Here is a 24,852-nt window from a genome sequence, read left to right as displayed (position 1 = left end):
GGCCGTCAGCCCTCCGCGCGGCCGGGCTCCCCGCCCGTCGGCGCCGGCTGGAGCCTCAGCGCGTCAACGCCGGCTCCGGCGCCTCGGCAGACACCTCGTCGGCCGCCGCCGCAGCCTCCATGTGCTGCTTCGGGCGCCCCGGCAGCGCGAACATCACGGCGAAGATCACCACGAGGACCGCCACGACCCACCACAGCGCGCCCCGGAACGCCTCCGCGAACGCGGCTCCGACCTGACCGGGCGCGAGCCGCTCCCCGTCGATGGCGCCGAAGAAGACCACCGACACCAGCCCCAGGCCCAGCGCCGTACCCATCTGTCCGGTCGTGTTGATCAGCCCGGACGCCGAGCCGGCGTGCTCACGCGGCACGTCCGACAGCACCGCGTCGGTCAGCGGAGCCACGATCAGACCCATGCCCACACCCATCACGATCAGCGGCGCCGCCATCTGCCAGGGCTCGATCCCCGTCCCGTACCGCCCGGCCTCCCAGATGTAGAGGAGCACCCCGGCGACCATCGTCAGCGCGCCCGCCTGAAGCACCTTCCGCCCGAAGCGCGGGACCAGCTTCTGTACGGACATCCCGGCCGCGGCCGACACCGCGATGGAGAACGGCACGCCGGTCAGGCCGGCCTTCAGCGGGCTCCAGCCCAGTCCGGTCTGCATGTACAGCGTCCAGACCAGGAAGAAGATGCCCATCACGACACCGAAGGTCAGCTGCACCGCGATACCGGCGGCGAAGCTCTTCACCCGGAACAGGGACAGTTCGACCAGCGGGGAGCCGTCCTTGCGCGTCTTGTACTTCTCGTACGCCACGAACGCCCCGAACACCACCAGGCTGCCCACCATGCACCCATGGCCCCACAGCGGCCAGCCCAGCTCACGGCCGCGCGTCAGCGGGTAGATCAGCATCAGCAGTCCGAGCGTGACCAGCGCGACGCCGACCAGGTCCAGCCGCATCGTCTTCTCGGCGCGCGACTCGGTGATGAACTTCCGGCCCAGGATCAGCCCGGCGATGCCCACCGGGAGGTTGATCAGGAAGATCGGCCGCCACTCCAGCCCGAACAGGTTCCACTGGGTCAGCAGCGCGCCCAGCAGCGGCCCGGAAACGGCCCCGAGCCCCACCACCGCGCCGAACATCCCGAACACCTTGCCGCGCTCGTGCGCCGGGAAGGTGACATGGATGATCGCCAGCACCTGCGGCACCATCATCGCGGCCATCGCACCCTGCATCAGCCGGGAGGCGACCAGCATCTCGGGGCTCGCGGCGAGACCGCAGAGCGCGGAGGCGACGGTGAAGCCGGTCATCCCGACGAGGAACAGCCGCCTGCGGCCGTAGATGTCACCCAGGCGACCGCCCGTGATCAGCCCGGCCGCGAAGGCCAGCGCGTAACCGGCGGTGATCCACTGGATCGCGCCGAAGGACGCCGACAGGTCCCGCTCGATGCTGGGGATGGCGATGTTGACGATGGTGACGTCGACGAGGTCCATGAACGCGGCGGTCATGACGATGGCGAGCGCCAGCCATCGCCGTCGGTCGGCATGGGGCACAGCGGTGTGCGAGGGAGTGGTGGTGGAGGTCATGCGACAAAATTAGTCGGCTTATAGGTCAGTCCATGTCCTAATGAACGAGCATCCTGGACAGCATGACGGACACTCCGGCACGACTCCTGAATCTGCTGTCGCTCCTCCAGACACCTCGCGAGTGGCCGGGGAGCGAACTGGCCGAACGGCTCGACGTCAGCCCCCGGACGATCCGGCGCGACGTCGACCGACTGCGCGACCTGGGCTACCCGGTCGAGGCGAGCCGCGGCCCGATCGGCGGGTACCGGCTGGTGGCGGGGGCCGCGATGCCGCCGCTCCTGCTGGACGACGAGGAGGCGGTGGCCATCGCCGTCGGGCTGCGCGCCGGGGCCGGCCACGCCATCGAGGGCGTCGAGGAGGCGGCCGTACGGGCGCTGGCCAAGCTGGAGCAGGTCCTCCCGTCGCGGCTGCGGCACCGGGTCGCCACGCTCCAGAACGCGACGATCCCGCTGACGCGCGGCGACGGCGCGACCGTCGCGCCCTCGACGCTGACCACGCTCGCGGCGACCGTCACCGCCCACGAACGCCTCCGGTTCGGGTACCGCGCGGGCGACGGCACGGAGAGCAAACGGCAGGTCGAGCCGTACCGCCTGGTGTCGACGGGCCACCGCTGGTACCTGGTGGCGTACGACCTGGAGCGCGGGGACTGGCGGACGTTCCGCGTCGACCGGGTCACCGACCCGTTCGCGACGGGCGCCAGGTTCACGCCCCGCGAGCTGCCGACGGGGGACGCGGCGCAGTTGCTGGGCCACTCGGTGACCCGTACGCAGGAGCTCGACGTGGACGTCACCTTCGAGGCGCCCGCGGCCTTCGTGACCGCGCGCCTCCCCGCGCACCTCGTCCCGGCCCCGACGGGCCCGGACACGTGCCGGCTGCGCGCCCGGTCGACGGACTCGGTGGAGTGGCTGGCGCTGCGGCTGGCCCTGGTGGACTGCGAGTTCACCGTGCACGGCCCGGACGCGCTGCTGTCGTACGTAACGGCCCTGGGCGCCCGCCTGACCCGCTCGGTGACGTGAGCCCCGGGCCGCACGGCCAGGTGAAACCCGCCCGCCCGGGCGGCGCGGCGCCCCGAGGTCGTCTCGGTGCGCCCGCCGCAGCGTGAACCGCACGGGCGGCCGGCCGCGCCCTCCCCGAGCCGGGGGGCCCCGGGAGCACGGGCGGCCCCGGGTCTCCGGGGCCAGGTGCTCCGGGCGGCCCGGGGCCGGGGCCTCGGAGGGTTACGCCGCCGCGTCGAAGCCCGTGTCGCGGGCCATGCGCTTCAGTTCCAGCAGGGCGTGCTTCTCGATCTGGCGGATCCGCTCGCGCGTCAGGCCGTGCTCCTTGCCGACCTCGGTCAGCGTCCGCTCGCGGCCGTCCTCGATGCCGTAGCGCATGCGGATGATCGACGCCGTACGGTTGTCGAGCTTGCCGATCAGGTCGTCCAGTTCCTCGCTGCGCAGCAGCGTCATCACCGACTGCTCGGGCGACACCGCGGAGGTGTCCTCCAGGAGGTCGCCGAACTGGGTCTCGCCGGCGTCGTCCACCGACATGTTCAGCGACACCGGGTCGCGCGCCCAGTCCAGGACGTCGATGACCCGCTCCTCGTTCGAGCCGAGCTCGGCGGCGACCTCCGCGGGCTCCGGGTCGCGGCCGTGCTCGCGGTTGAACTCCCGCTGCACGCGCCGGATGCGGCCCAGCTCCTCCACCAGGTGCACGGGGAGGCGGATGGTGCGCGACTGGTCGGCGATCGACCGGGTGATGGCCTGGCGGATCCACCAGGTCGCGTACGTCGAGAACTTGAAGCCCTTGGTGTAGTCGAACTTCTCCACCGCGCGCACCAGGCCCGCGTTGCCCTCCTGGATCAGGTCGAGAAGAGGCAGGCCACTGCGCGGGTAGCGGCGGGCGACCGCCACGACGAGACGCAGGTTCGACCGGATGAAGACGTCCTTGGCGCGCTCGCCCTCGGCGACCAGGCGCTCCAGCTCCTCGCGGGAGGCGCCCGAGGCCTCGGAATCCACCTCACCGTCGAGGATCTGCTGGGCGTACACGCCCGCCTCGATGGTCTGGGACAGCTCGACCTCCTTGGCGGCGTCGAGCAGGGGCGTGCGCGCGATCTCGTCGAGGTACATGCCGACCAGGTCGCGGTCGGCGATCTCCCCGCCCACGGCGCGAACGCTGCTTGCCCGGTCCGTGGTCCTGGTCTCACTGCCGGCGGACTGACGACGGGCGACGGCACGGGTTGCCATGCGAGCTCCCTTGCTGAGTAGGTCGCGACACCCTCCCGGGTGCCCTGCATCCGACGGAAACAACGACTGGAATCCGGACAGAATTCCCATGAAGCCCGTCGATTTCCGCGATCTTGCAGTACCCTGTCCCGCCACCGAGGGGAGGGCGGATGCCGCACGACGGCGAAGAGGTGCAGGTCAGGCCGGGCGGGGATGATGACCTCACGGGCCTCACGGCCCTCTACAACCACTACATCCGTGAGACGGCCGTCACATTCGACACTGCCCCGTTCACCCCCGAAGAACGCCGCCCGTGGCTGCACTCCCACCCGGAAGACGGCCCCCACCGCCTGCTGGTTGCTCGCCGGGCCGGCGACCCCGGAACGGTGCTCGGGTACGTCACCTCCAGCCCCTTCCGGCCGAAGCCCGCGTACTCGACATCGGTCGAGGTGAGCGCCTATCTCGCCCCGGAGGCGGCGGGGCGCGGCATCGGGACCCTGCTCTACAGGCACCTCTTCGAGGCGCTGGCGGAAGAGGACGTGCACCGCGCCTACGCCGGGATCGCGCTGCCGAACGAGGCGTCGGTACGCCTGCACGCCCGATTCGCGTTCCGGCACATCGGCACCTTCGCGGAGGTGGGCCGGAAGTTCGGGCGGTACTGGGACGTGGCCTGGTACGAGAAGACGCTCTAGCCGAACTGCACCGACCGCTTGGCCAGCCCCATCCAGAACCCGTCGATCACGCTGCGCCCACCGTTCAGGTCGCCGGCCGCGTCGGCGGCGCCCAGCGTGACGAACAGGGGCGCGAAGTGCTCGGTACGGGGGTGGGCGAGCGCCCCGGCCGGTGCGGCGTGCGCGAAGTCCAGCAGCGCGTCCACGTCCGCCGCCTCCAGCGCCCGCCGCCCCCAGTCGTCGAACTCGGCCGACCAGCCGGGCACGCCCTCGTGCCGCAGCGCCGCCAGGTTGTGGGTGAAGAATCCGCTCCCGACGATCAGCACGCCCTCGTCGCGCAGTGGCGCCAGCTTCCGTCCGATACCCATGAGCCGGGCCGGGTCGAGCGTGGGCAGGGACATCTGGAGGACCGGGACGTCGGCGTCCGGGTACATCTCGACGAGCGGGACGTACGCCCCGTGGTCCAGCCCCCGGTCGGCCAGGTCCTGCACGGGCGTGCCGGGTGCGCTCAGCAGCTTGCGGACGGACTCGGCGAGCCGTGGAGCGCCGGGCGCGGCGTACCGCACCTGGTAGTAGTGCGCGGGGAAGCCCCAGAAGTCGTGGACGAGTGGCACGGTTCCGGTGGCGCCGAGGGCGAGCGGGGCCTCCTCCCAGTGGGCGGAGACCATCAGGATCGCGGAGGGCCGGGGCAGGCGGGCGGCCCAGGCGGCGAGCTGACCGGGCCAGACGGGGTCGTCGGCGAGCGGTGGCGCGCCGTGCGAGAGGTAGAGGGCGGGCATCCGCCCCGGAGGACCCGGAGGGTCCACGGATGTGGTCATGGCGGCGGCTCCTGGCGTGGTCTTCCATCCTACTTGCTTGAACATTCAATCAAGCTTTGAGCAGAAGCGTACCTATCACTTGTTCAACTTTCAAGAAGCCGTAGAGTGGATACATGGATACGGCACCGAACGGCGGGAGCGAGGAGCCACGCTGGCTCAGCGACGAGGAGCAGCGCGTCTGGCGCGCCTACCTGCACGCCACCATGCTCCTGGAGGACCACCTCGACCGCCAGCTCCAGCGCGACGCCGGGATGCCGCACATCTACTACGGACTGCTCGTCCAGCTCTCCCAGGCCCCGCGCCGCCGCATGCGGATGACCGAGCTGGCCAAGAACGCCAAGATCACCCGGTCCCGGCTGTCGCACGCCGTGGCCCGGCTGGAGAAGAACGGCTGGGTACGCCGCGAGGACTGCCCCTCCGACAAGCGCGGCCAGAACGCCTACCTGACGGACCAGGGGTACGCGGTGCTGAAGCGGAGTGCCCCCGGCCACGTCACCGCCGTACGCCAGGCGGTGTTCGACCGGCTCAGCCCGGAGCAGGTCGACCAGCTCGGCGAGATCATGCGGGTCATGGCCGAGGGCCTCCAGCCGTCGGACCGGGACGCCGACCTGCCCTGGCTGCGCTGACCGCGACGGGCCGCCGGCAGGTCGCCCGCAGACCCCCGCGCCGGGTCGCCCGCGCCACGCCCCGCGTCAGGTCGTCAGCAGCACGCCCGCGTACGATGCCGCCGCCACGATCACCCAGGCCGTGAGGCCCAGCACCGCGACCCGCGCCCCCGTGCGGGACAGCGTCGGCAGGTGCACCGCACTGCCCAGGCCGAACAGGGCGGCCGCGAGAAGGAGTTCCTGGGCCGAACCGGCGGCGTCCAGGGCCGGTTCGGGCAGCCACCCGGTCGTGCGCAGCGCCACCATGGCGAGGAACCCGGCGACGAACAGCGGCACGAGCGGCGGCCGCCCGCCCTTCGGCGCGGTACGCCCCCGCCGCCGCGCGGCCACCACCAGTGCCGCGACCATCGGGGCCAGCAGGGCGACCCGCATCAGCTTGACCAGGACCGCCTCGCCGAGCGCGCCCGGCCCGGCCGTCTGCGCGGCGGCGACCACCTGGCCGACGTCGTGCACCCCCGCCCCCACCCAGCGCCCGAACTGCGCGTCGGTCAGACCCAGCGGACCGTGCAGCAGCGGGAGCACGGCGATCGCGAGCGTGCCGCACAGGGTCACCAGCGCCACCGAGGTGGCGGCGTCGTCCTCGTCGCTGTCCCGCACGGCGCTCACCGCGCCGATCGCCGACGCGCCGCAGATCGCGTACCCCGTGGCGATGAGCACCGGTTGGTCCCCCGACAGCCCGAGGCGGCGCCCCAGCCACCATGTACCGCCGAAGGTGGCAGCCACGACCGCGATCACCATGGCGACCGTCCCCCAGCCGAGGCCCAGGACGTCGGAAAGGCTCAGCTTCAGCCCGAGCAGGACGACACCGACGCGCATCAGGCGCTTGGCCGCCAGCGTCAGGCCCGCCCGGCAGCGGCCCCGGACACGGGTGCGCAGCCATGGCGTGTGCGCGGTGGCGACGCCCAGGACGACGGCGGCGGTGAGCATCGGAACGGCCGGCACGGCCAGGTGCAGCAGCCAGGCCACGCCGACCCCGGCCGCGGCGAGCGCGAGCCCGGGCAGGGGGCCGGGTCCTGCGTGGGCGCCGACCCGGAGCGGGCGGACGCGTGAGCCGACGAGCGCCATCAACGGTCCGCGGGCAGGCGGTAGACGCGCCGGACGCTGGTGCCCAGGCGCGTGATGTCGGCGCCGTAGACGTGGAGCGACAGGGCGGTGCGGTCGCCGCCGTTGCGTACGGAGTGGATGTCGCCGGGCGGGGCGAAGGCGGCGACCTCGCCGGGCCCGTTCACCACGTCCTCGGTGACCAGGAGCCGGGCGGAGGGGCCGTCCGGGACGAGCTGGTAGCGCCGTTCGTGCTCCTCGCCCTGGTGGACGCCGGTCGCGCACCACGAGACGTGGTCGTGGATGGGCGTGGACTGCCCGGGCAGCCAGACGAGGGCGACCACGGAGAAACCGCCGTCGGGCTCGGCGTGCAGGACGTGCTGGCGGTAGTGGGCGGGGTCGGGCTCGCACTGCGCCGGGGTGAGCAGGTCCGGCGCGCCCAGGTGCGGGACGAGGCGTTCCGCCACGAGCCGGGCGGTCGGCTCGGGCGGCAGTCCGCGATCCACGGTTTCGCGTATCGCGGCGACGAGGGTACGAAGGCGTTCGGTGGTCGGGCCGGCAGCGGCAACGGAGGTCGTCGTCATGGCGGCAGCGTCCGCCCGGCGAAACCATCACGTCCAACGAGGGTTTTTTGCCATGTGCCCAACCACCGCTTATGAGTGGGGCGGGCTCAGCACCCCACTTTGGACTCCGCCACCGTGACGATCGCGTCCAGCATGAGGGCCGTGGCGGGGATCCTGAGATGGTCGCGGAGGACGTACGCGTACACCTGGCGGCGTGTGTGCGGCTCGACGATCCGCCCGGTGACCTTGTCGTGGCAGAGGAACGACAGGACGAGCGCGGGCACCATGGCGATGCCGACGCCGGCCGCCACCAGGCTCTGCATCACCAGGTTGTCGTCCGTGGTGCAGGCGATGTCGGGGCTGAAGCCCGCCTCCGCGCAGGCGTGCAGGAAGTTGGCGTTGCAGCGCGCGCAGCCGGCGATCCACCGCTCGTGCGTCAGATCGGTCAGGTGCACGGCCCGGCGGCGGGCGAGCGGGTGCCCGGTGGGCAGGAGCACCGTCAGCGGGTCCTCCAGCAGCTTGAACTCGTCGAGTTCCTCGGGGACGTCGACCCGTAGGCCCGGATAACTGAAGGCCAGGGTGATGTCGCACTCGCCCCGGGCCACCATCCGCAAGGACTCGGGCGGCTCGCTCTCCACCAACTCGACGCGGACACCCGGGTGTTCGGCTGCCATCCGGGCCATGGCCTCGGGCAGGATCGTCGCTCCGGCGCTGGGGAAGGCGCACACGCGCACCCGGCCGGAGCGCAGCCGCGCTATGGCGTCGATCTGTTCCTGGGCGGCGGCCAGGCTGTCGAGGATCGTCCCGGTGTGCCGGGTGAGGGCCTCCCCCGCCTCGGTGAGCCTGAGGCCGCGCCCGACCCGGGTGAACAGCGGTGTGCCGACGTCCCGTTCGAGCGCCTTCATCTGCTGGCTCACGGCCGGCTGCGTATAGCCGAGGGCGCGGGCGGCCGCTGTATAGGAACCGGTCCTGACCACTTCATGGAAGGTCTTGATGTACCGGGAGTCGAACACAGTCGAAAGCATAAGCAGAAATTGGGGTGTGGAAAGAAGCGTTCCCCGCCACGTCGGTGGCGGGGAACGCTTCTTCGGTCACGCCCGTACGCCGTCACGCCCGTACGCTGTTACGCCCGTACGCCGTCACGCCCGTACGCCTCAGTGCGCGATGACCGGGATCTTCACCTCGTCCGCGGCACGATCGGCGTCGCCGCCGCCCGCGACCGGCTGCGAACCGGCGCCCGGACGGCCCGTGTTGATGAACGTGACCGCGATCGCGGCCGACACCAGCAGGATGCCGACGGCCCACCAGATGGCGGCGGAGTAGCCCTCCACCATGCCCTGGAGCTGGAGCAGCTTCTGCGCCTGGGGAGTGGTCGCCCCGGCGGCGTGGTCCGTGATGTACGCGGTGGTCGCCGACGCGGCGATGGTGTTGAGCAGCGCCGTACCGATGGCGCCGCCGACCTGCTGCGAGGTGTTCACCATCGCGGAGGCCACACCGGAGTCCCGGGCCTCGACACCGTGCGTCGACAGGGACATGGCCGGCATGAAGGCCGTACCCATGCCGAGGCCCAGCAGGAGCTGCGCGGGCAGGATGAGCCCGGCGTACGACGAACCCACCTCCAGCTGCGTCAGCAGCAGCATGCCTGCGGCAGCCGCGAGGAACCCGGGGCCCATCAGCAGCCGGGGTGCGACGCGGGTCATCAGACGGGCACCGATCTGCGTCGAGCCCGTGATCATGCCGGCGATCATCGGCAGGAAGGCGAAACCGGTCTTGACCGGCGAGAAGCCCTTGACCACCTGCAAGTAGTAGGTGAGGAAGAGGAACAGGCCGAACATCGCGATGATGGCGAGCCCGAGGGAGAGGTAGACACCGCCCCGGTTGCGCTCGGTGATCACGCGCAGCGGCAGCAGCGGCGACTTCACCTTCGCCTCGACGGCGACGAACGCGGCGAGCAGCACGGCGGAGGCGATGAACAGGCCGATGGTGCTCGTGTCGGACCAGCCGTCGGACTCGGCGCGGGTGAAGCCGTACACCAGGGAGACCAGGCCCAGGGTGGACAGGACGACGCCCGGGATGTCGAGGGGTGAACGGTTGCGGCCGCCGGCCGGCTCGCGGATCACGAAGTAGGCGCCCGCGGCGGCGACGACGGCGAAGGGGATGTTGACGAAGAACGTCCAGCGCCAGTCGAGGTACTCGGTGAGGACGCCGCCGAGGATCAGGCCCACGGCGCCACCGCCACCGGCGATCGCCCCGTAGATGCCGAACGCCTTGGCGCGCTCCGTGGCATCGGTGAACATCACCGCCAGGAGCGACAGCGCGGCGGGCGCGAGCAGCGCGCCGAAGGCGCCCTGGAGGGCGCGCGAGCCGAGCATCATCGCCTCGCCGGTGGCCGCGCCACCCAGCGCGGAGGCCGCGGCGAAGCCCAGCAGGCCGACGACGAAGGTGCGCTTGCGGCCCCACAGGTCGGCGATGCGGCCACCGAACAGCAGCAGACCGCCGAAGGCGAGGGCGTACGCGGTGATGACCCACTGCCGGTTGCCGTCCGAGATCCCCAGGTCCTGCTGGGCGGAGGGCAGCGCGATGTTCACGATCGTCGCGTCGAGCACGACCATCAGCTGGGCCAGGGCTATGAAGACCAGCGCTTTCCAGCGGCTGGGGTCGGGTGCGAGGTCGGCCGGGGCGGGTCTGGAAGACGTTTTCGGCATGGGAGCAGCCACCTAAGGACTCGGAAAGGCGAAAAACGGGCGTCAGGACGGACGTACGGGTAGGGGCCGTGGGCGTGGAGGCGGTCAGGACGGTCGTGGGGGGTGGCCGGTCGTCACGGTGGCCGCCCCGGAAGGCTCACGGCCCGCGCCGCAGGTCCTCCAGGGTCGCGGCCGTGCCGGGGAGCTCGGAGCGCGCGGGCGTCTCCAGGCCGTCCAGGAACAGCTGCAGATGGCGATGGACGAATCGGTCGAAGTTCGGGCAGGCGGAGCCCGGCAGCGGCCGGGTGAGCTGGGAGAGGCCGATCATCAGGTCACCCACGGCGACGTCGGTGCGCAGCCGGCCGGCCGCCTGCGCCCGGTCGAAGAGCGCCTCCACGGCCTCCTCCAGGCGGTCGCGTTCGGCGAGCAGCTCGGGGTGGTCCTTGTCGAAGGCGCCGGAGAGCATCGGGCACAGGGCACCGATCCGCTCGTCGGCGGCGGCGTGGGTGAAGCGGCGCAGCGCCTCGAAAGCGTCGGCCTCCTCGGCGGCCGCTTCCAGGGCTCGCTCGGTGGTGCGGGACATGACGGACAGGACGACCTCGTGGACGAGAGCGCCCCGGTCCGGGAAGTGCCGGTAGAGCGTGGCGTTGCCGACTCCGGCGCGGCGGGCGACCTCGTCGAACGGCACGTCGGGCCCGAGCTCGACGAACATCTCACGGGCCGCCGTCACGATCCGCTCGCGGTTGCGCAGGGCGTCCGCCCGGGGGCGGGACGGGCGGGACGCGTGAGATCCGTGCGATCCGCGCGGTCCGCGCGATCCGCGCGATCCGCGCGATCCCTGCGACGCGGCACGCGTGCCGGCTCCCGTGCCGGCGCCGGTACTGGTACCGGTACCGGCCGCACCCGTACCCGTGCCCGTACCCGTGCCCGCACGCGTGCCCGTGCCCGCACCCGTGCCCGCACGCGTGCCCGTGGCCGTACCCGTGGCCGCACGCGTACCCGTGGCCGCACGCGTGCCCGTGGCCGTACCCGCGCTCGTGGTCGTCACGGTTCACTCCCTCTCCTCCGCGCACAACCGGGGACGGCTTCCCCGTTTGTCAGCGACATAGGGCTAAACGGGGAGGCCGTCCCCGGTTACTCCCGTTTCCACTGTGACCTGCGCCACTCAGCTCCTCGCGAGTAACCCACGATCGGCCGTACCTGGCGGGCGCCCGCCCACGGCCCGGCAGAGGCTGAGCGGACGGAGAGCAGTCGGACCCGGCCGGCTGCCGCCGACCGAAGGCGATCAGCACGCATGCAGCAGACCCGCCGGCGGATACGCAGACCGGTCGCCCTCGGAGCGGCCGCCACCAGCCTCGCCATGGCCGGCCTGGTCACGGCGAGCTCGACCCTCCCCGACCCGACCCGCGCCTCGGCCGGCCCCGTCGCCGCCCGCTCCGCCGCCGACGAGCCGGGGCTCGCGCCGTGCCGGATCACGACCACCGTGGGGGTCCAGTTGTCGGAGGGCATACCCACGGGCCCGGGCTACGCCCGCTCCACGGGCGAGGTCCGGGCCCTGACCCTGATGGTCGACTTCCCCGACGCCCCCGGCGAGGGCCCGGCGATGAGCCGGTTCGCCGAGTTCTTCCCGCAGACCACGGACTGGTTCCGCATCAGCTCATACGGGCGGCTCCGCTACCGCCCCGAGGCCCCGCTGAAGGACTGGTTGCGGATGCCGATGCCGTTCGGCTCGTACGGGATCGAGCGCGGCTCACCGTACGAACCCGGCTACCGCCGGCTCGTCGAGGACATCGTGACGGCCGCCGACCCGAAGGTCGACTTCGCCGACTACGACCTGGTCAACATCCTGGTCACGCCGAACGCGGGCCCCTCCGCGCTGGACACCGTCCTGTCCGTCACCTTCTCCGGCAACGGCGAGGCCCCCCACGCGGACGGCGCGCCGCTCGCCAACACCTCGTTCGTCTACAGCCGCCAGGACGACGGTTCGGGTACGTACCACGAGACGGGGTTCCGGGTCCTGCCGCACGAGAACGGCCATGTCTTCGGGCTGCCCGACCTCTACACCGCCGAGGGCGGCGGCGCGGTGGGGCACTGGGACATCATGTCCGAGGACTGGGGGGCCAACAACGACCTGCTGGCCTGGCACAAGTGGAAACTGGGCTGGCTCGACAACGGCCAGGTGCGGTGTGCCTCCGCGTCCGGCACCCGCGAGTACACGCTCACGCCGCTGGCCACGAAGGGCGGGCCCAAGCTCGCCTTCGTCCCGCTCACCCCGGAGTCCGGGTACGCGGTGGAGGTCCGCACCCGGGACGGCAACGACGAGGCGGTGTGCGAGCCGGGTGTGCTGATCTACCACGTCCAGTCCGACGTGGACACCGGGCACGGCCCGGTCACCGTCGTGGACAGCGACCGCGACAGCGGCGGCTGCACGCGCCGCCCCAACGTGCACGCCGAGCTGTCGGACGCCCCGTACCGCCCCGGCGAGTCCTTCACCGACCGCGAGAGCGGCGTACAGATCACGGTGCTGTCCGAGGATCCGAAGACGGGCACCTACCGGGTCCGCGTCAGCCGCGCCTGACCCGCGCCTGAACCACCGGCCGCAGGTCCCGCTTCAGCACCTTGCCCGTCGCGTTCCGCGGCAGCGGGCCGTCCTGGACGAGGACGTGGGCCGGCACCTTGAAGGCGGCGAGACTCCGCGCCACGTGCGCCCGCAGTTCCTCGGCCCCGGCGGTCGCCCCCTCCCGGAGCCGCACCACGGCCGCGACCTCCTCGCCCAGTACGGGGTGGGGGACGCCGAGCACGGCCGCGTCGGCCACGTCGGGGTGGTCGTACAGCGCCGCCTCGACCTCCACGCAGTACACGTTCTCACCGCCCCGGACCACCATGTCCTTCAGCCGGTCCACGACGCTGACCCGCCCGTCGTGCACGGTGGCGAGGTCACCGGTGCGGAACCAGCCGTCGGGCGTGAACGCGGCGGCCGTCGCCTCCGGGTCCTCCCAGTAGCCGCGCACCAGGGACTGGCCGCGCAGCCACAGTTCACCGACCTCGCCGTCGGGCAGGGCCCGCCCGTCCGGAGCGGCGATCCGCACCTCGGTGACCGGGGTGGGGCGCCCCACGCTGCCGGGGAAGCGCCGGTAGGACGCGCCGAAGGCGGCCAGCACGCCGCCGCTGGTCTCGGTCAGCCCGTACCCGTTGCGGGGCTCGACGCCCTCGGGGCAGCGGGCGACGAGACCGGGCGGCGCGGCGGCGCCTCCGGTGTTGAGGTGGGCGAGCGTCCCGAGGCCCTCACCCGCTTCGGCGGCGTCCAGGAGCTGGAGCGCGGTGGTCGGCACCCCGGCGTAATGCGTCACGCCGTGCTCGTGGATCAGCTCCACGGCCTTTTCGGCATCCCACTTGCGCATCAGGACGAGCGTGCCGCCCGCCGCCATCACCGCGTAGAACGACGTGAACGCGGCGACATGGAAGAACGGGAACGTGGTCAGCGACACGGGCGCCGGCCCCTGCCCGGGGATCTCCCCGCGTTCGAGGGCGGCGACGGCGGCGTGGAAGCGCGGGTTGGCCGCGGCGGCGGCCTGGGCGAGGTGCGTGGCGACGGCGCCCTTGGGCCGCCCGGTGGTGCCGGACGTATAGATGATGGTCGCGTCGTCCTCGGGCCGGACCTCCACGTCGGGCGGGCCGAGCGCGGGATCGGCGGCGGGCAGGTCCTCGTACCGCTCGAACCCCGCCTCGGCCTCCCCGTCGGCCTCCCCGTGGAAGACCAGGGCGCGCACGCCGTGGCGCCGGGCCCACTCCCGTACGCGCTCCACCCGTTCCCCGTCGACGAGCAGTATCCGCGGGCGGCAGTCGTCGAGGGCGTACGTGAACTCGTCCTCCGTCCACCAGGCGTTGAGGGGCACGGCGACGAGCCCGGCCAACTGGGCCGCCCAGAACGCGACCTGCCACTCGGGGTGGTTGCGCATCGCGACGACGGCCCGGTCGCCGGGGCGCAGCCCGTACACGTCGGTGAACCTGCGGGCGAGCGCGGACGCGGCGGCGAAGAACTCCCCGTACGTGTACGTCCGGTTCTCGGCGACGAGGAACGGGCGCTCACCGTACGCCCAGGTGACCTCGACGAACTCCCGCAAGGTGCGCGGCCCTTCGGCGTACACGGACCGCCCGTCCCCGTCCGTCACAACGGCGAAGGGCGCGCCGGGCGCGGTGAGTAGCGCCAGGCGTTCTGCGGCAGGTCCCGCGGCGGGCGCCGCCGGGTGGTGCGTGGACGGATCGGTGTGCGGCACGATCGCCTCTTCCTAAGCGGTTGCTCAGCCCCTCCGGGCGACGCTATGCGCCCCGACCGCACCCCGTCAAGGTCCGTGTATCCGCCACTTACCTGGTCCACCCCGGGTCGTCGGCGGACACACTCCGCGTCCACCCCGGGTCCGCCGCCCGCACACCGCGGGTCCACCCCGGGTCCGCCGCGCACGCGGCCCGCGTCCAGCCCGGGTCCGCCACACCCACAACCCGGGTCCATCCCGGATCCGCCGCCGCCCTCATGTCCGCCCTCATGTCCGCCCCCATGTCCGCCCTCATGACCGCCCTCATGCCGCCGGCGCCAGGACGGGCCGTACGACGTGCCACATACGGGCGAGCCACTCCTGCGCCGTCTCGCGCGGCGCGGGCAGCCCTTCACCGAAGGCCATGTCGGCACGCGTACGGGCCAGCGTCTCGGCGCCCACGATCACCGACATGACGAGCGCCGCGGCGGAGCGGGCGTCGGCTCCCGGCAGCGCCGTCCCATCCTCCTCCGCCCGGCGCAGCGCCCGGAACAGGCTGCCGAGCCAGTTGACATGACAGTGCAGCAACGGGTCCTCCGGCGTCTCCAACTCCCGGGCCAGGCGCACTCCGGCCCGGGTGACGACATCGCTTTCGAGCAGGCCGGCCAGGGTGTACGTCATGTCGACGACGGCCTGGAAGGCCGGCCCCGGACGCTCCGCACAGACCTTCAGGGCGGCACCCGAGGTGGTACACGCCTCGACCTGAACGGCACGGGCGAGCTCGGACTTGGCGGCGAAGTGAAAGGACAGCGCGCCTTTGGTGACCTGCGCGTGATCGCTGATCACCGCCAAGGTGGCGCGCTCGTACCCGACTTGATCGAACACCGCAGCGGCCGACCGGATCAGATTCGCCCGGGTCCGCTCGGCCCTCTCCTGCTTCGCCACAGCCCCACCCCTCTCCCGGGCACGACAGTAGAAACCAACCTCTTGGTTTGTCAATATCCCGTGAAACCAGCGGGCATTCAGCCAAACTCTTGCCCTGGGGGCCAGTTTGCCACCCCAGGCACAGAACAAACAAACCATCTACGCGGTTCTGTTAGCCGTCGCCGCACTCCTCGGAGTGCGGGTTGGCCGCCGTCCCCTCGGTGTTGAGCAGGACGAGCGCGGCCATGGGGTCCACACCCTGCGCGTACGGCGTCGCCGCGCGCCGTCACCGGCCAGAGCGGCACGGACACCCGCGGCGCCCCGACGCCCACGGCCCGAACGCGGGCAGTCCCGGCCGGGATCACTCGTCCTCTACGTACACCCGCCGACGCCAGCTCGGCGGCGAGCGACGGGAGTCCGGTCCGGGCCATGGGGGCTACCTGCCCAACAAGGCGTTCAGCGTCCCGCCGGTGAACGCGGAGCGCAGGCCGGTCACGCGCCTCCCACCGGAGCGGCGGCGCCGAACGCCTCCGCGTGCGCCCGCGCCCAGTCGGCGAAGCCGCGCGGGGCGTGCCCGGTGACCTCCCGCACCCCATCGGCCACCACGGCCTTGCCCCCGTCCCGCTGCCGCCTGGCGCCCTCCAGGAGGGCCTGGACCAGGGGCTCGGGCCACCGGGCACGCCACCGCTCCAGCGCCTGATCCTCCGTCAGCTCGACGAACCGGAGCGGCCGTCCCAGCACTTCGCCCAGTATCCGCGTCTGCTCCCGGGCGGACAGCGGCTCGGGCCCGGTCAGGGCGTAGCTCCGCCCGGCGCAGGTGGGGTCGAGGAGCGCCCGCACCGCCGCGTCGGCGACGTCACGCGGGTCGACGCAGGCGTTGCGCCCGGAACCGTGGAGGGCTCGTACGGTGCCCTCGTCCCGTACGGAGGCGGCCCAGCCGAGGGCGTTCGACATGTACGCCCGGGGCCGCAGCAGCGTCCATTCGAGCCCGGAGGCACGCAGTCGCTCCTCGTTGTCCCGCTGCCAACGGGTGAGTGCGTCCTGGGCGTCGGGGTCGAGCACGGCGAGGGCGGAGAGCTTGACCACGCGGCGCACACCGGCGGCGCGGGCGGCGGCGAGGACGTTCTCGTCGTGCTGGGGCCGCAGCGGGTCGGCCGTGACGACGAGGACCGCCTCCGCACCTCCCAACGCGTCCCGGAGTCCGCCGGGGTCGCCGAAGTCGGCACGCACCGCCCGTCCGGGCAACCCCTGCCGCGCGACCTTGTCCGGATCCCGTACCAGAAGGCGTACGTCCGTGCCCCCGGCGGCGGCGAGCCCGTGGGCGACGAGCCGGCCGACGGTCCCGGTGGCCCCGGTGACCGCCACGACGGGCCGCGCATGTCCGTCGCGCCTCACGCCGCCTCCCCTCCCCGGCACAGCCGCTCACCGCGCGCGACACCGGTGTCGACGTTCTGGGCGTGTCCCGGAGCGGCAATGCCGGGAAGCAGGCAGTCCCACATCTCCCGCACCCTCTGCGGCAGGCCGTTGCGCCCGTCCACCTGCCGCGAGTACAGGTGTACGCCCGTACACGCGCCCACCACGAACCGGGCGATCACCTCCGGATCGGCACCCTCGCGCAGCTGGCCCAGCTCCCGTGCCTCCCGCAGACACCCGGCCATGAGCTCCCGCCAGCTCTCGAACGGCGCCCCGTCCGCGAGGCCCTCCTGGTCGAGCGACAGCTGCACCCCGGCCCGCAGCAGCGGGTCCTCCAGGAGCCGGTGGGACCACACCAGGGTGATGTCGACCAGCCGTTGCAGCCCCTCGGACTCCAGCAACGGTTCGATGCTCTCCTGCTGGGCGTTGATGACCGCCTTGGCGAGCCCCTCCTTCGAACCGAAGTGGAAGTAGAGCGCCCCCGCGGTCAGCCCCGCCCGCTTGAGGATCTTGTTGATACCGGCCCCCACGTACCCGTGCTCGTCGAAGACCTCGGCCGCCGCCCGCATCAGCGCCAACCGGGTCTGCACGGCCCGCTCCTGTTTGAGCTGCACCTCGCGCGCACCCCTCCCTCTCCCGCCACAAAAAGAACGCCCTCTATATTACGACCCCGCCCCGTGCCCCCGACCGAAATCAGCCACCTCCCCGGATTGCGCCCTCCCCCTGGCCAACCCGCCCCCCGCCCACCCCCACCCGCTACACTGACGCCGGTGCCGCCACGGCACCGCACGCACGCCTCCGTAGCTCAGGGGATAGAGCACCGCTCTCCTAAAGCGGGTGTCGCAGGTTCGAATCCTGCCGGGGGCACAACGCATTACGCCGCTGACCTGGAGTTTCTCCCCAGGACGGCGCTCTGTCCGGCCTCGGACTCCTCGTCCGGGGCCGTTTGCGTGAGCGGAAGGACGTCCTGGTCGAGGGCACCACTGGTGCCGAGGTCGCTGGGCCTGCCGGCCGACCCGAGTTCGGCCGGCATGCCGTATTCCCCCGGCACCACCATGTATCCCCGCGCGCTCATGAGGACCACGCCGCGAGGAGTTCCGCCGGGCCGTACGCAGCGTCGAGCCCCGTGCAGTCGGTCCCGCTGCGCGAGACAGCGATCACAGGCACGGGATCAGGCGTGAGCGCGGCGCGGTGTCGGTGCAGCGCCGCGAGGTCGTGCCGGTCGAACGGGGAGTTCTCCAGCCACTTCACCGAGCCGACGAACAACAGCTCCTTGGCGATCGGCGCGCGGTCCGCTCCCACGACGTCGATCTCCACATCGTTGGTACGGGTCCAGTAACCGCCGATGGCGGGGGCGGCGGGGAGGTTCGCGTCGGGCAGCAACCGTGCCAGCGCCTCGCGCACCAGAGGTTCAACGGCCCTGCCTCGCCAGCTGGTCCAGTTTTCGCGGATGCGCCGCAGCGTGAGGTCACCCCGGCCCCGCTCGATCTCCTCCATCGCCGGCCCTAGGAACTTCAGCCAGAAGCGGAGGTAGGGATCCGCGACCCGGTAGCGGCGGTCCTTCGAGGGCCGCGTGGACACGGGAAGCTCTGCCGCGATCACCCGCTTGTCGGCGAGGATCCCCAGCGACCGCTGGAGCGGGGTCGCCCCGATCCCGCCGGCGGCGCGGGCAATGTTGGAAAACGTCCGCTCACCGCTGCCGATCGCCGAGAGGACGGTGCGGGCCTGCACCTGCTGGGGGAACTCTGCAGCGAGCGAGCGCTCCGCCGACACCAGCAAGGCCGAGACCGGATCGCTGAGTGACGTCTGCAGGAACTCCCACATACCGGCGCCATGCGTCCACTCTGCACAGATCAAGGGCAGTCCACCGGTGATCAGGGCCGCGTCGAAGGCCGAGGCAGGCTCGAGGCCGAGCATCTCGCCCACCTCCGCCGGGTTGAGCGGACCCAGCACCATCTCCCGTCCGCGCTGATGGAACGGGCGTCCATAGCTGTTCAGCGCCTCCATCATCGACAGGTCGGAGCCGATGAGAACCAGCAGAACCGGCTTCGTCTCCAGCACTCGGTCCCAGGCCCGCTGAAGCATGCCCTCGAACGCGCCCTCCGCGTCCATCAAATAGGGCAGCTCGTCCATGACCACCACGCTCGCCCGGTCGTGCGGCAGTGCCGCCGCCAGTACATCGAAGGCGGCATCCCAGCTCGCCGGGCGGGCTGCGGACAGCAGATTCGCCAGCGGAAGGCTGGATGACTGCGCGTCCTGGCTGAGCCGCTCCAGGTCCGCCCCCGGGGACGCCCCTGTGGCGGCATAGAAGAGGAAGGGCGCACCGGACCTCTCGGCGAATCGCTCCACCAACCGCGACTTACCCACCCGGCGGCGCCCTCGAAGCATCACGCACCGCCCGGGCCGCTCCCCACCGACCCCGGCCGTCACCTTGCCCAGCTCGCGATCCAGCGTCTCGAGCTCGTGCCGCCTTCCCACGAAATCCGCCATGTCGCCGCCTTCCAGAAGGTCATCTGCCAGCCCGGAGATACTAACATTAGAGTTAGCAACATTGACATTAGTAACGGCCCCGAAAAGATGTTGTACGTTCAACCGCCCGCCGCTCGACGATCCGCGCCGACCACCAGGCCACCACCGCCCTGCGCGAGGCCGCCAGGGCCTACGCCTCCCACCAGCCAGGCGGCCTCGCCATCGCCCTGCTCTTCGCCGCCCTCCACCTGGCCCGCGCCGCCGCCAAGTGGCACGAGCAACGCGGCCATGAACAGCAAGCCGCAGCAGCCGAGCAAGCCTTCCGCCACCGGCGAACTGGCGGGCGTCATCGAGGAAGACTTCGCAGCGCCGGCCGATCAGGGGCGGGTGCTGAAGGAAATCAACGGTGGCTACACGCGCGCCGAGGTCGATGTCACCGTGGATAGCACCGCAGTTACGGGCGACACCGCCACGGTCGAGGTCACCGAGGACACCCGCCTCTATTACCCCGACGAGCCGGAATACGAGGAGTACTCCCTCCGCACACGCTGACCTACACACGGGCAGCAGACGGCGGGTGGCTTCTGGCGGACGACAAGGCGAAGGTCGACCCGACCGGACCGGCGCCGACCACACAGATCACCGAACCGATCGACGCACCGGCGCCTGACTCCGAGGACGAAGGACCCAAGGCTCCGGCGGCGGCTGGGAGAGACCGCCGACACCTGGTTGATGCTGACGCACGCCGACGACCCCTGATGTCGGGCGGGAACAGGGGTCGTCACCACACGAGTTCCGGCAAGAAGCCGGAAGGGGTGCACGTGTCGCTTGTCCAAGGCGCCCACGGGCGGGGAGGTCACGCCGCCGGGGGCGAGGGTCGGTGAACGCCGTCGCAGTTGGGGTCCTGGGCTGTCTGGCGTTATCGGATGGGGCGGCGGCCGGAGCGCCGGGACCAGCGCACCGCGACGAAGGTCACAGCGGCCCCGAGGACCACGATGCCGATGATCAGCAGGTAGAACAGTCCTTCCACCACCACGCCGATGATTCCCAGCACGACGGCGACCAGAACGAGAAACAGGAACAGAGCCATGACACGAACACCTCCTTCGGGATGAGTGCGGGCGGTCAGCGGCGCGCGAGTTGCCTCTCGCCGCCCGCGCCCGGCTGGTAGGTCAGGTCGTAGTGCTGGAAGATCGCTTCCTCGGCTTCGGCGGGCAGGATGTCGTCCATGCCGACCGTGGGCGCCTTCTTCACCAGCGCCTTGTCGTAGGAGACCTTGACGTAGTCCGGTCCCAGGATCGCCTCGTCGAGGGGCACGAAGGCCAGCTGGTGACGGGTGGGAAGTCCGATACGGACCGTGGCCATGGCCGGTTCGTCGGTGGTGGTGTCCACGTAGATGGCTTCGAGCACGCCGATCTTGCGGCCCTGGGGGTCGACGACGCTGTGGTTGCGCCACTCACGGATATCGGCTGGATGGATCATGGTCTGTCCTTCTCACTCTGCTCTGTCGTCTGGTTCGGTCAGCACAGCCTCGTCACCCTCGCCCTCGCCGGCACGGCAGGCTTCAGCCCTGTCAGGATGGCCCCCTGGAAAACGGATCGCGGTGATTGCTTCGGCGAGCTGGTCACACAGCAGCCTGCCCACATCCTGTGGCCCCGCCGCCGCAGCGGCCGGGCTCTCGGCGTCCTGCCTGTTCCGGTCGTTCTCGCTCACCCCGTGAAGGGTGCCCCGAAACCGGTTCCCCCAACGCCCCGTCCGCCCGCTGCCGCGCCCGGCACCGGCCCGTACACCGGCCGCAGACGGGAAGGTGACGCCGCCGGACCCCGGGGGTCAGTGGACTCCGTGGCAGTTCGGATCGGTGCACCCGCCCAGCTCGAAGGAGCGCTCCGCCGGCGGCGTGTCCTGCCACTCCGCCCGCATCGCCTGGAGCCTGGCCACGTCCGAGGCGACGTCCGGCAGCTCTGATCGCAGCCAGCCGGGCCGCCACCTGTCGGTCAGCGCCTGGCGTTGACGTACAGCTCCCCGTCGACGCCACCGAGCGCCATCAGCACCCCGCGCTGCGAAGGAATCACCATCGCGCCGAGCGCCCCGGCAACCTTCCCCTGCCGCACCAGGGCCTCGGTCACAACCCGGGCCCGGGCCATCACCACCTCATCGACCGGCGGCAGCGGTCGGGCGGCCCGGGCGGCTCCAGCATCACCGCTGACGTCATGGATGGTGGGCTCGGACCAGCACTGTCGTAACCGCCCTGCTCGCCGTACTTGTCAACACCGCGCGACACCTCACCCGCCGGAGGGCCGGCTGAAAGGCTCAGTCATGTCGGATCCGTAGCAGTCACCGGGTGTTTGGTGAATCGGTGCCACCAGCGGCGGCGCCGGGGATGCACTGCACGGCCCAACCGGCGGCCGATCAGCAGGTAACCCAGAAGAGCACCTGTGGTGTTGAGCAGAACGTCATCGATGTCGAAGGTACGCCCGATGATAAGGGCGCCTTGGACGAGTTCCACGAGGAGCATCACGAGAGCGGTGACCACCGCTACCCGGACCAGCCCTCGCGTTCGGGGCACCAGCACCGGCAGCAGCACACCGAACGGCACACCCATCACGATGTTGCCGCCGAGCTGCTTGACCGTGTCAAGGGACGCGGGCTGGGCGAGATAAGCACGGATGGAGTCACCGGGGCGCAGATTACTGTGCGTCAACGGCACGGATGCCGCCGACGGTTCCAGCGTCAGCCGGGCCAGCACCACCGCGAATCCCACCATCGCCGCGAAGGCCAGCAGCATGGCCAGTACCCGGCCGAGTACAGACAGGGGAGGTTTTCCGGGAACCCGGCCCCCGGGTTCCGTCGCGGTCTTGTCACGCAGGACTATCCGCGCCATTACAGGCTCCTAGCCACATTGGTTTGCTTGGACGTCCGATACCCGCGTCGTGAAGCGGCAGGCGCTACGCGGGGTCCGTTCCTGGTCTGAAGGTGTCGGCGTGCCCAGAGGCAGTTGGACGAGCATGCGGCGCAGCAGCGCGTCGTCAGGCTCCTCAGCGACCGGGCGGGTACTGGTCGCCGACGGACGGGTTGAGTGTGTCATGCTCTCAGCCTTTTCCAACCTCACGAGTGCCGACGCGGGTCTTCTGTGGCATGCGGCGTGACGCGACGGGCAGCGGTTGTCAGTGGCACTGGCTGCGGTGCCCCTGGCGTGCTGGTCGCCGCTTTGCCTGTGGGGGTGCCTGGGTGCGAGGGGATGGAGTGGCTGGCCGACCGGGACGAGGGCTGCGCAGCTTATGCCCTGTCGGTCATCGACGGCGGAGTTTGGCCAGTTCGGCGTTGAACTGGGCGCCGGTGAGGAGGGCCAGGTTGGACAGCCACAGCCACACCAGGAAGACGATGACCCCGGCGAGCGACCCGTACAGCCGGTTGTAAGTGCCGACGTGCGAGACGTAGAGGGCGAAGCCGGCGGAGGCGACGAGCCACAGGGCCACGGCCAGAGCGTCTCCCACAAGCCTCTGCCGCACCCCGCGTGTCCCGGCCGGGCCCGAGCGGAACAGCACCAGCACCAAGATGGCGACCAGGCACAGCAGGAGCAGCCATTTCAGCGCATTCCATGCGGTGCCGGCCATGCTGCCCATGCCCACGAGGCGGCCGACGGTGCGGGCCGCTTCGCCGGTCAGGATGAGCACCAGGGCACTGGAAACCAGAAGCATCAGCAGCACCACGGCGGTCATCACCAGCCGTGGTGCCGTCCTCCACGCCGGGCGCAGGTCCTCAACGCCGTGCATGACGTGCAGGGCTCGGCGGAAGACCCCCAGATAGCTGGAGGCGGACCACAGGGCGCCGATCGTGCCGAAGACGGCCAGCGTCCAAGCAGCTGTGTGCTGCTCCGCCATGCCCTGCAACGTGCTCTGCATGACGGGGCGGGACTCGGCCGGCACGACAGCGATCATGTTACTGATCAGGTTGTCGGTGGTCGAGGCGCCGACGATTCCCAACAGTGAGACCGTGACGAGGAACGTCGGGAAGAGCGCGAGCACCGCGTAATAGGTGAGGGCGGCAGCGAAGTCGGTCACGTTGTCGTTCCACACCGAGGCGGGGGTCCGGCGGAGCGCGGTACCGATGTGCTGCCAGCCCGGCAGGTCGCGCGCGTACGTCGGAGGCGGCAAGGGCGGTGTGGTTGCCTGGCGTGTCTGCAAGTGGTGAGCAGGGCGCTCTGTTTTGGAGCGGGGCAGCGGTGCGCGATCGGCACCTCCTGGCTGAGGCGCAGGCGTTGGCGAGCTGCTCATCAGGCGGGCGCCTCCCCCTCGTGCCATGTGCCGTCGTCCGGCTCCTGTTGGCAAGGTTCCCCGGCGAGCCGTTCGTACGTCACCCCGGGCGGCATGCCCCGCTCACCGATGCGCGATCTGCCTGGAGATACCGGCGTACTTGCATCTGTTCGTGCCGCAGAACGTATCCGCTACTCCGCCGGACAGCCAACCCCCTCACCTTTCTGGCAGCTTTGGCACTCATCTCGGCGGCACCCCGTGAAGGTCCAGGTCAGGCTGGCAATCTTGGAGGAGCTGGAGGAGGACTTGCCGCCCAGGTAGCTGATGGACGACCAGATAATCCCGCGCGTACTTGTCCACGGTGGCACTGGGGCGTAAACGTGGTGTGCATCGGCGAGGCTGCCTCACCACCGCCATCTCCAACCAGCACGGGTCCACGAGCCCTGCAACCAAGATCCTTACGATCCAGGCGAGGCACGCAGGGTTGCCGCGTCCGGCGGGACCCTGTTCAGAGTCTTTATGGGCCCGGCGATCACCTCCGGGCCCGCGCGGTGCGGGTCTGCTCCCCTTTTGATCAAGGAGGCCGGTATGGCTACGGGAACGGTGAAGTGGTTCAACAGCGAGAAGGGCTTCGGCTTCATCGCGCAGGACGGCGGTGGGCCGGATGTCTTCGTCCACTACTCCAACATCGCTTCGACCGGTTACCGCGAGCTGACCGAGGGCCAGAAGGTTTCGTTCGACATCACCCAGGGTCAGAAGGGCCCGCAGGCGGAGAACATCGTCTCGGCCTGACAGTTCCCTGTGCTCGTCGAGACCGGGCTGTCGGCCGGCCGCATTCGGGCGGGGTGTTCCAGCGAACTGGTGCCGGCTCGATGGTGAGGGCCGCTGCGCGCGGGCTTGAGGGTCCCGGCCAGCGCGGGGGGGGGGGGGGAGGAGGGCAGGTAGACGCACGCTGCCGCCTGCCTGGCGGGGCGACATCCAGGGCACGTCGAGTTCTCCACGGACAGCAACGAGGCAGCGAGCTTGATCGGCCGGTCGTGGTCGGGCCACATCCGGTCCGGCAGGCAACGATCCGTCCGTCGGCGAGACGGTCGAGCAGATCGTGTAGTGAGTCCGCGAAGGCGACGACCCCCGCATCCGCACCCTGCTGGCCGCGGTCATGGTCGCGGACACCGCCGCGCTGTTGTGCTGCGCGAGCGGCTGTACTCACGGCTGTCCTGGCGCCCTCGTCTACCCGGGCCCAGGAATCGGCACCGCACGCATCGCGCACCGGCGTGCTGCCGTTACCCCGCCTTGGACCGCTCCCTGCGTTCGC

At 71.3% G+C, this 24,852-nt stretch carries 25 protein-coding genes, 1 tRNA gene and 1 pseudogene; 8 read left to right on the top strand and 19 right to left on the bottom strand.

Annotation, left to right across the window (positions count from 1 at the left end; genetic code table 11):
• Nucleotides 1-55: 55 nt before the first annotated feature.
• Nucleotides 56-1,579, bottom strand: coding sequence for an MFS transporter (locus tag ABT360_RS06580; RefSeq protein ID WP_351811694.1), 1,524 nt, complete (start codon nucleotides 1,577-1,579; stop codon nucleotides 56-58).
• A gap of 62 nt (nucleotides 1,580-1,641) precedes the next feature.
• Between ABT360_RS06580 and ABT360_RS06575 the strand changes: the two genes are divergently transcribed.
• Nucleotides 1,642-2,595, top strand: coding sequence for a helix-turn-helix transcriptional regulator (locus ABT360_RS06575; protein WP_351811691.1), 954 nt, complete (start codon nucleotides 1,642-1,644; stop codon nucleotides 2,593-2,595).
• Between the two features lie 201 nt (nucleotides 2,596-2,796).
• On the opposite strand, the gene ABT360_RS06570 is transcribed toward ABT360_RS06575, so the two are convergent.
• Nucleotides 2,797-3,804: a sigma-70 family RNA polymerase sigma factor gene (locus tag ABT360_RS06570; protein ID WP_351811688.1), complete on the bottom strand. Its 1,008-nt coding sequence runs from the start codon at nucleotides 3,802-3,804 to the stop codon at nucleotides 2,797-2,799.
• Between the two features lie 149 nt (nucleotides 3,805-3,953).
• Between ABT360_RS06570 and ABT360_RS06565 the strand changes: the two genes are divergently transcribed.
• Nucleotides 3,954-4,475, top strand: coding sequence for a GNAT family N-acetyltransferase (locus ABT360_RS06565; protein WP_351811685.1), 522 nt, complete (start codon nucleotides 3,954-3,956; stop codon nucleotides 4,473-4,475).
• Here the strand turns inward: ABT360_RS06565 and ABT360_RS06560 are convergent.
• Entirely contained in the window at nucleotides 4,472-5,272 is an 801-nt protein-coding gene (locus ABT360_RS06560; protein ID WP_351811683.1) for a dioxygenase family protein, read from the bottom strand. The two genes, ABT360_RS06565 and ABT360_RS06560, sit on opposite strands and share 4 nt — an antisense overlap.
• Before the next feature lie 113 nt (nucleotides 5,273-5,385).
• Between ABT360_RS06560 and ABT360_RS06555 the strand changes: the two genes are divergently transcribed.
• Nucleotides 5,386-5,898: a MarR family winged helix-turn-helix transcriptional regulator gene (locus tag ABT360_RS06555; RefSeq protein ID WP_351811680.1), complete on the top strand. Its 513-nt coding sequence runs from the start codon at nucleotides 5,386-5,388 to the stop codon at nucleotides 5,896-5,898.
• A 66-nt stretch (nucleotides 5,899-5,964) separates the two neighbouring features.
• Here ABT360_RS06555 and ABT360_RS06550 read toward each other — a convergent pair whose 3' ends face one another.
• The 5 genes from ABT360_RS06550 to ABT360_RS06530 all read right to left on the bottom strand — a co-directional run bounded on the left by ABT360_RS06550 (nucleotide 5,965) and on the right by ABT360_RS06530 (nucleotide 10,976).
• Complete coding sequence (locus ABT360_RS06550; protein ID WP_351811677.1) at nucleotides 5,965-7,002, bottom strand: YeiH family protein; 1,038 nt, start codon at nucleotides 7,000-7,002, stop codon at nucleotides 5,965-5,967.
• Nucleotides 7,002-7,562 (bottom strand): cysteine dioxygenase family protein, encoded by a 561-nt coding sequence (locus ABT360_RS06545; protein ID WP_351811674.1) that lies wholly within the window; start codon nucleotides 7,560-7,562, stop codon nucleotides 7,002-7,004. Before ABT360_RS06545 ends, ABT360_RS06550 begins: the two co-directional genes overlap by 1 nt.
• A gap of 86 nt (nucleotides 7,563-7,648) precedes the next feature.
• Nucleotides 7,649-8,554 carry a LysR family transcriptional regulator gene (locus ABT360_RS06540; RefSeq protein ID WP_351811671.1) on the bottom strand — a complete coding sequence of 302 codons (906 nt, stop codon included), beginning with the start codon at nucleotides 8,552-8,554 and terminating at the stop codon, nucleotides 7,649-7,651.
• A gap of 141 nt (nucleotides 8,555-8,695) precedes the next feature.
• Nucleotides 8,696-10,246 (bottom strand): MFS transporter, encoded by a 1,551-nt coding sequence (locus ABT360_RS06535; protein WP_351811668.1) that lies wholly within the window; start codon nucleotides 10,244-10,246, stop codon nucleotides 8,696-8,698.
• 136 nt (nucleotides 10,247-10,382) lie between these two features.
• Nucleotides 10,383-10,976 carry a TetR/AcrR family transcriptional regulator gene (locus ABT360_RS06530; RefSeq protein WP_351811865.1) on the bottom strand — a complete coding sequence of 198 codons (594 nt, stop codon included), beginning with the start codon at nucleotides 10,974-10,976 and terminating at the stop codon, nucleotides 10,383-10,385.
• A gap of 543 nt (nucleotides 10,977-11,519) precedes the next feature.
• On the opposite strand from ABT360_RS06530, the gene ABT360_RS06525 reads away from it, so the two are divergent.
• On the top strand, nucleotides 11,520-12,803 hold the full coding sequence (locus tag ABT360_RS06525) for a M6 family metalloprotease domain-containing protein (RefSeq protein ID WP_351811665.1): 1,284 nt from the start codon (nucleotides 11,520-11,522) through the stop codon (nucleotides 12,801-12,803).
• Here the strand turns inward: ABT360_RS06525 and ABT360_RS06520 are convergent.
• The 4 genes from ABT360_RS06520 to ABT360_RS06505 all read right to left on the bottom strand — a co-directional run bounded on the left by ABT360_RS06520 (nucleotide 12,790) and on the right by ABT360_RS06505 (nucleotide 17,405).
• Nucleotides 12,790-14,502, bottom strand: coding sequence for a class I adenylate-forming enzyme family protein (locus ABT360_RS06520; protein WP_444852186.1), 1,713 nt, complete (start codon nucleotides 14,500-14,502; stop codon nucleotides 12,790-12,792). The two genes, ABT360_RS06525 and ABT360_RS06520, sit on opposite strands and share 14 nt — an antisense overlap.
• 300 nt (nucleotides 14,503-14,802) lie before the next feature.
• On the bottom strand, nucleotides 14,803-15,423 hold the full coding sequence (locus ABT360_RS06515; RefSeq protein WP_351811662.1) for a ScbR family autoregulator-binding transcription factor: 621 nt from the start codon (nucleotides 15,421-15,423) through the stop codon (nucleotides 14,803-14,805).
• A 471-nt stretch (nucleotides 15,424-15,894) separates the two neighbouring features.
• Nucleotides 15,895-16,797 (bottom strand): NAD(P)H-binding protein, encoded by a 903-nt coding sequence (locus tag ABT360_RS06510; RefSeq protein WP_351811659.1) that lies wholly within the window; start codon nucleotides 16,795-16,797, stop codon nucleotides 15,895-15,897.
• A complete protein-coding gene (locus ABT360_RS06505; protein ID WP_351811656.1) occupies nucleotides 16,794-17,405 on the bottom strand; it encodes a ScbR family autoregulator-binding transcription factor in 612 nt (203 codons plus the stop codon). Before ABT360_RS06505 ends, ABT360_RS06510 begins: the two co-directional genes overlap by 4 nt.
• 204 nt (nucleotides 17,406-17,609) lie before the next feature.
• Between ABT360_RS06505 and ABT360_RS06500 the strand changes: the two genes are divergently transcribed.
• Nucleotides 17,610-17,682, top strand: a tRNA-Arg gene (locus tag ABT360_RS06500).
• Between the two features lie 7 nt (nucleotides 17,683-17,689).
• Here the strand turns inward: ABT360_RS06500 and ABT360_RS06495 are convergent.
• Both ABT360_RS06495 and ABT360_RS06490 read right to left on the bottom strand, forming a co-directional pair.
• Nucleotides 17,690-17,890 carry a hypothetical protein gene (locus tag ABT360_RS06495; protein WP_351811653.1) on the bottom strand — a complete coding sequence of 67 codons (201 nt, stop codon included), beginning with the start codon at nucleotides 17,888-17,890 and terminating at the stop codon, nucleotides 17,690-17,692.
• The gene (locus ABT360_RS06490; protein WP_351811650.1) at nucleotides 17,887-19,305 is read right to left on the bottom strand and encodes an ATP-binding protein; all 1,419 of its coding nucleotides are present in this window, start codon (nucleotides 19,303-19,305) and stop codon (nucleotides 17,887-17,889) included. Before ABT360_RS06490 ends, ABT360_RS06495 begins: the two co-directional genes overlap by 4 nt.
• A gap of 104 nt (nucleotides 19,306-19,409) precedes the next feature.
• Between ABT360_RS06490 and ABT360_RS06485 the strand changes: the two are divergent.
• Nucleotides 19,410-19,631 (top strand): annotated as a pseudogene (locus ABT360_RS06485) (relaxase/mobilization nuclease domain-containing protein); the annotation flags it as partial.
• The gene (locus ABT360_RS06480; protein WP_351811648.1) at nucleotides 19,573-19,836 is read left to right on the top strand and encodes a hypothetical protein; all 264 of its coding nucleotides are present in this window, start codon (nucleotides 19,573-19,575) and stop codon (nucleotides 19,834-19,836) included. The pseudogene ABT360_RS06485 and the gene ABT360_RS06480, both read left to right, overlap by 59 nt.
• A 367-nt stretch (nucleotides 19,837-20,203) precedes the next feature.
• On the opposite strand, the gene ABT360_RS06475 is transcribed toward ABT360_RS06480, so the two are convergent.
• The 5 genes from ABT360_RS06475 to ABT360_RS06455 form a co-directional block, all read right to left on the bottom strand.
• Complete coding sequence (locus ABT360_RS06475) at nucleotides 20,204-20,374, bottom strand: hypothetical protein (protein ID WP_351811645.1); 171 nt, start codon at nucleotides 20,372-20,374, stop codon at nucleotides 20,204-20,206.
• A gap of 35 nt (nucleotides 20,375-20,409) precedes the next feature.
• Complete coding sequence (locus ABT360_RS06470) at nucleotides 20,410-20,766, bottom strand: PRC-barrel domain-containing protein (RefSeq protein ID WP_351811642.1); 357 nt, start codon at nucleotides 20,764-20,766, stop codon at nucleotides 20,410-20,412.
• A 12-nt stretch (nucleotides 20,767-20,778) separates the two neighbouring features.
• The gene (locus ABT360_RS06465) at nucleotides 20,779-20,997 is read right to left on the bottom strand and encodes a hypothetical protein (RefSeq protein ID WP_351811640.1); all 219 of its coding nucleotides are present in this window, start codon (nucleotides 20,995-20,997) and stop codon (nucleotides 20,779-20,781) included.
• Between the two features lie 601 nt (nucleotides 20,998-21,598).
• Nucleotides 21,599-22,165, bottom strand: a complete 567-nt coding sequence (locus tag ABT360_RS06460; protein ID WP_351811637.1) for a VanZ family protein — start codon at nucleotides 22,163-22,165, stop codon at nucleotides 21,599-21,601.
• A 409-nt stretch (nucleotides 22,166-22,574) separates the two neighbouring features.
• The gene (locus tag ABT360_RS06455; protein WP_351811635.1) at nucleotides 22,575-23,438 is read right to left on the bottom strand and encodes a YihY/virulence factor BrkB family protein; all 864 of its coding nucleotides are present in this window, start codon (nucleotides 23,436-23,438) and stop codon (nucleotides 22,575-22,577) included.
• Nucleotides 23,439-24,125: 687 nt separating this feature from the next.
• Here ABT360_RS06455 and ABT360_RS06450 point away from each other — a divergent pair.
• Nucleotides 24,126-24,329, top strand: a complete 204-nt coding sequence (locus ABT360_RS06450) for a cold-shock protein (RefSeq protein WP_351811632.1) — start codon at nucleotides 24,126-24,128, stop codon at nucleotides 24,327-24,329.
• Nucleotides 24,330-24,852 lie beyond the last annotated feature (523 nt).

Source organism: Streptomyces sp. NPDC000229 (assembly GCF_040300825.1).
Classification (GTDB): domain Bacteria; phylum Actinomycetota; class Actinomycetes; order Streptomycetales; family Streptomycetaceae; genus Streptomyces.
This window is presented reverse-complemented; position numbering and strand designations above follow the sequence as displayed.

Coding starts and splice junctions, on each gene's coding strand:
- ABT360_RS06580 (WP_351811694.1), bottom strand. CDS start 1,579: ATGACCTCCACCACCACTCCCTCGCACACCGCTGTGCCCCATGCCGAC.
- ABT360_RS06575 (WP_351811691.1), top strand. CDS start 1,642: ATGACGGACACTCCGGCACGACTCCTGAATCTGCTGTCGCTCCTCCAG.
- ABT360_RS06570 (WP_351811688.1), bottom strand. CDS start 3,804: ATGGCAACCCGTGCCGTCGCCCGTCGTCAGTCCGCCGGCAGTGAGACC.
- ABT360_RS06565 (WP_351811685.1), top strand. CDS start 3,954: ATGCCGCACGACGGCGAAGAGGTGCAGGTCAGGCCGGGCGGGGATGAT.
- ABT360_RS06560 (WP_351811683.1), bottom strand. CDS start 5,272: ATGACCACATCCGTGGACCCTCCGGGTCCTCCGGGGCGGATGCCCGCC.
- ABT360_RS06555 (WP_351811680.1), top strand. CDS start 5,386: ATGGATACGGCACCGAACGGCGGGAGCGAGGAGCCACGCTGGCTCAGC.
- ABT360_RS06550 (WP_351811677.1), bottom strand. CDS start 7,002: ATGGCGCTCGTCGGCTCACGCGTCCGCCCGCTCCGGGTCGGCGCCCAC.
- ABT360_RS06545 (WP_351811674.1), bottom strand. CDS start 7,562: ATGACGACGACCTCCGTTGCCGCTGCCGGCCCGACCACCGAACGCCTT.
- ABT360_RS06535 (WP_351811668.1), bottom strand. CDS start 10,246: ATGCCGAAAACGTCTTCCAGACCCGCCCCGGCCGACCTCGCACCCGAC.
- ABT360_RS06525 (WP_351811665.1), top strand. CDS start 11,520: ATGCAGCAGACCCGCCGGCGGATACGCAGACCGGTCGCCCTCGGAGCG.
- ABT360_RS06495 (WP_351811653.1), bottom strand. CDS start 17,890: ATGAGCGCGCGGGGATACATGGTGGTGCCGGGGGAATACGGCATGCCG.
- ABT360_RS06490 (WP_351811650.1), bottom strand. CDS start 19,305: ATGGCGGATTTCGTGGGAAGGCGGCACGAGCTCGAGACGCTGGATCGC.
- ABT360_RS06480 (WP_351811648.1), top strand. CDS start 19,573: ATGAACAGCAAGCCGCAGCAGCCGAGCAAGCCTTCCGCCACCGGCGAA.
- ABT360_RS06475 (WP_351811645.1), bottom strand. CDS start 20,374: ATGGCTCTGTTCCTGTTTCTCGTTCTGGTCGCCGTCGTGCTGGGAATC.
- ABT360_RS06470 (WP_351811642.1), bottom strand. CDS start 20,766: ATGATCCATCCAGCCGATATCCGTGAGTGGCGCAACCACAGCGTCGTC.
- ABT360_RS06460 (WP_351811637.1), bottom strand. CDS start 22,165: ATGGCGCGGATAGTCCTGCGTGACAAGACCGCGACGGAACCCGGGGGC.
- ABT360_RS06450 (WP_351811632.1), top strand. CDS start 24,126: ATGGCTACGGGAACGGTGAAGTGGTTCAACAGCGAGAAGGGCTTCGGC.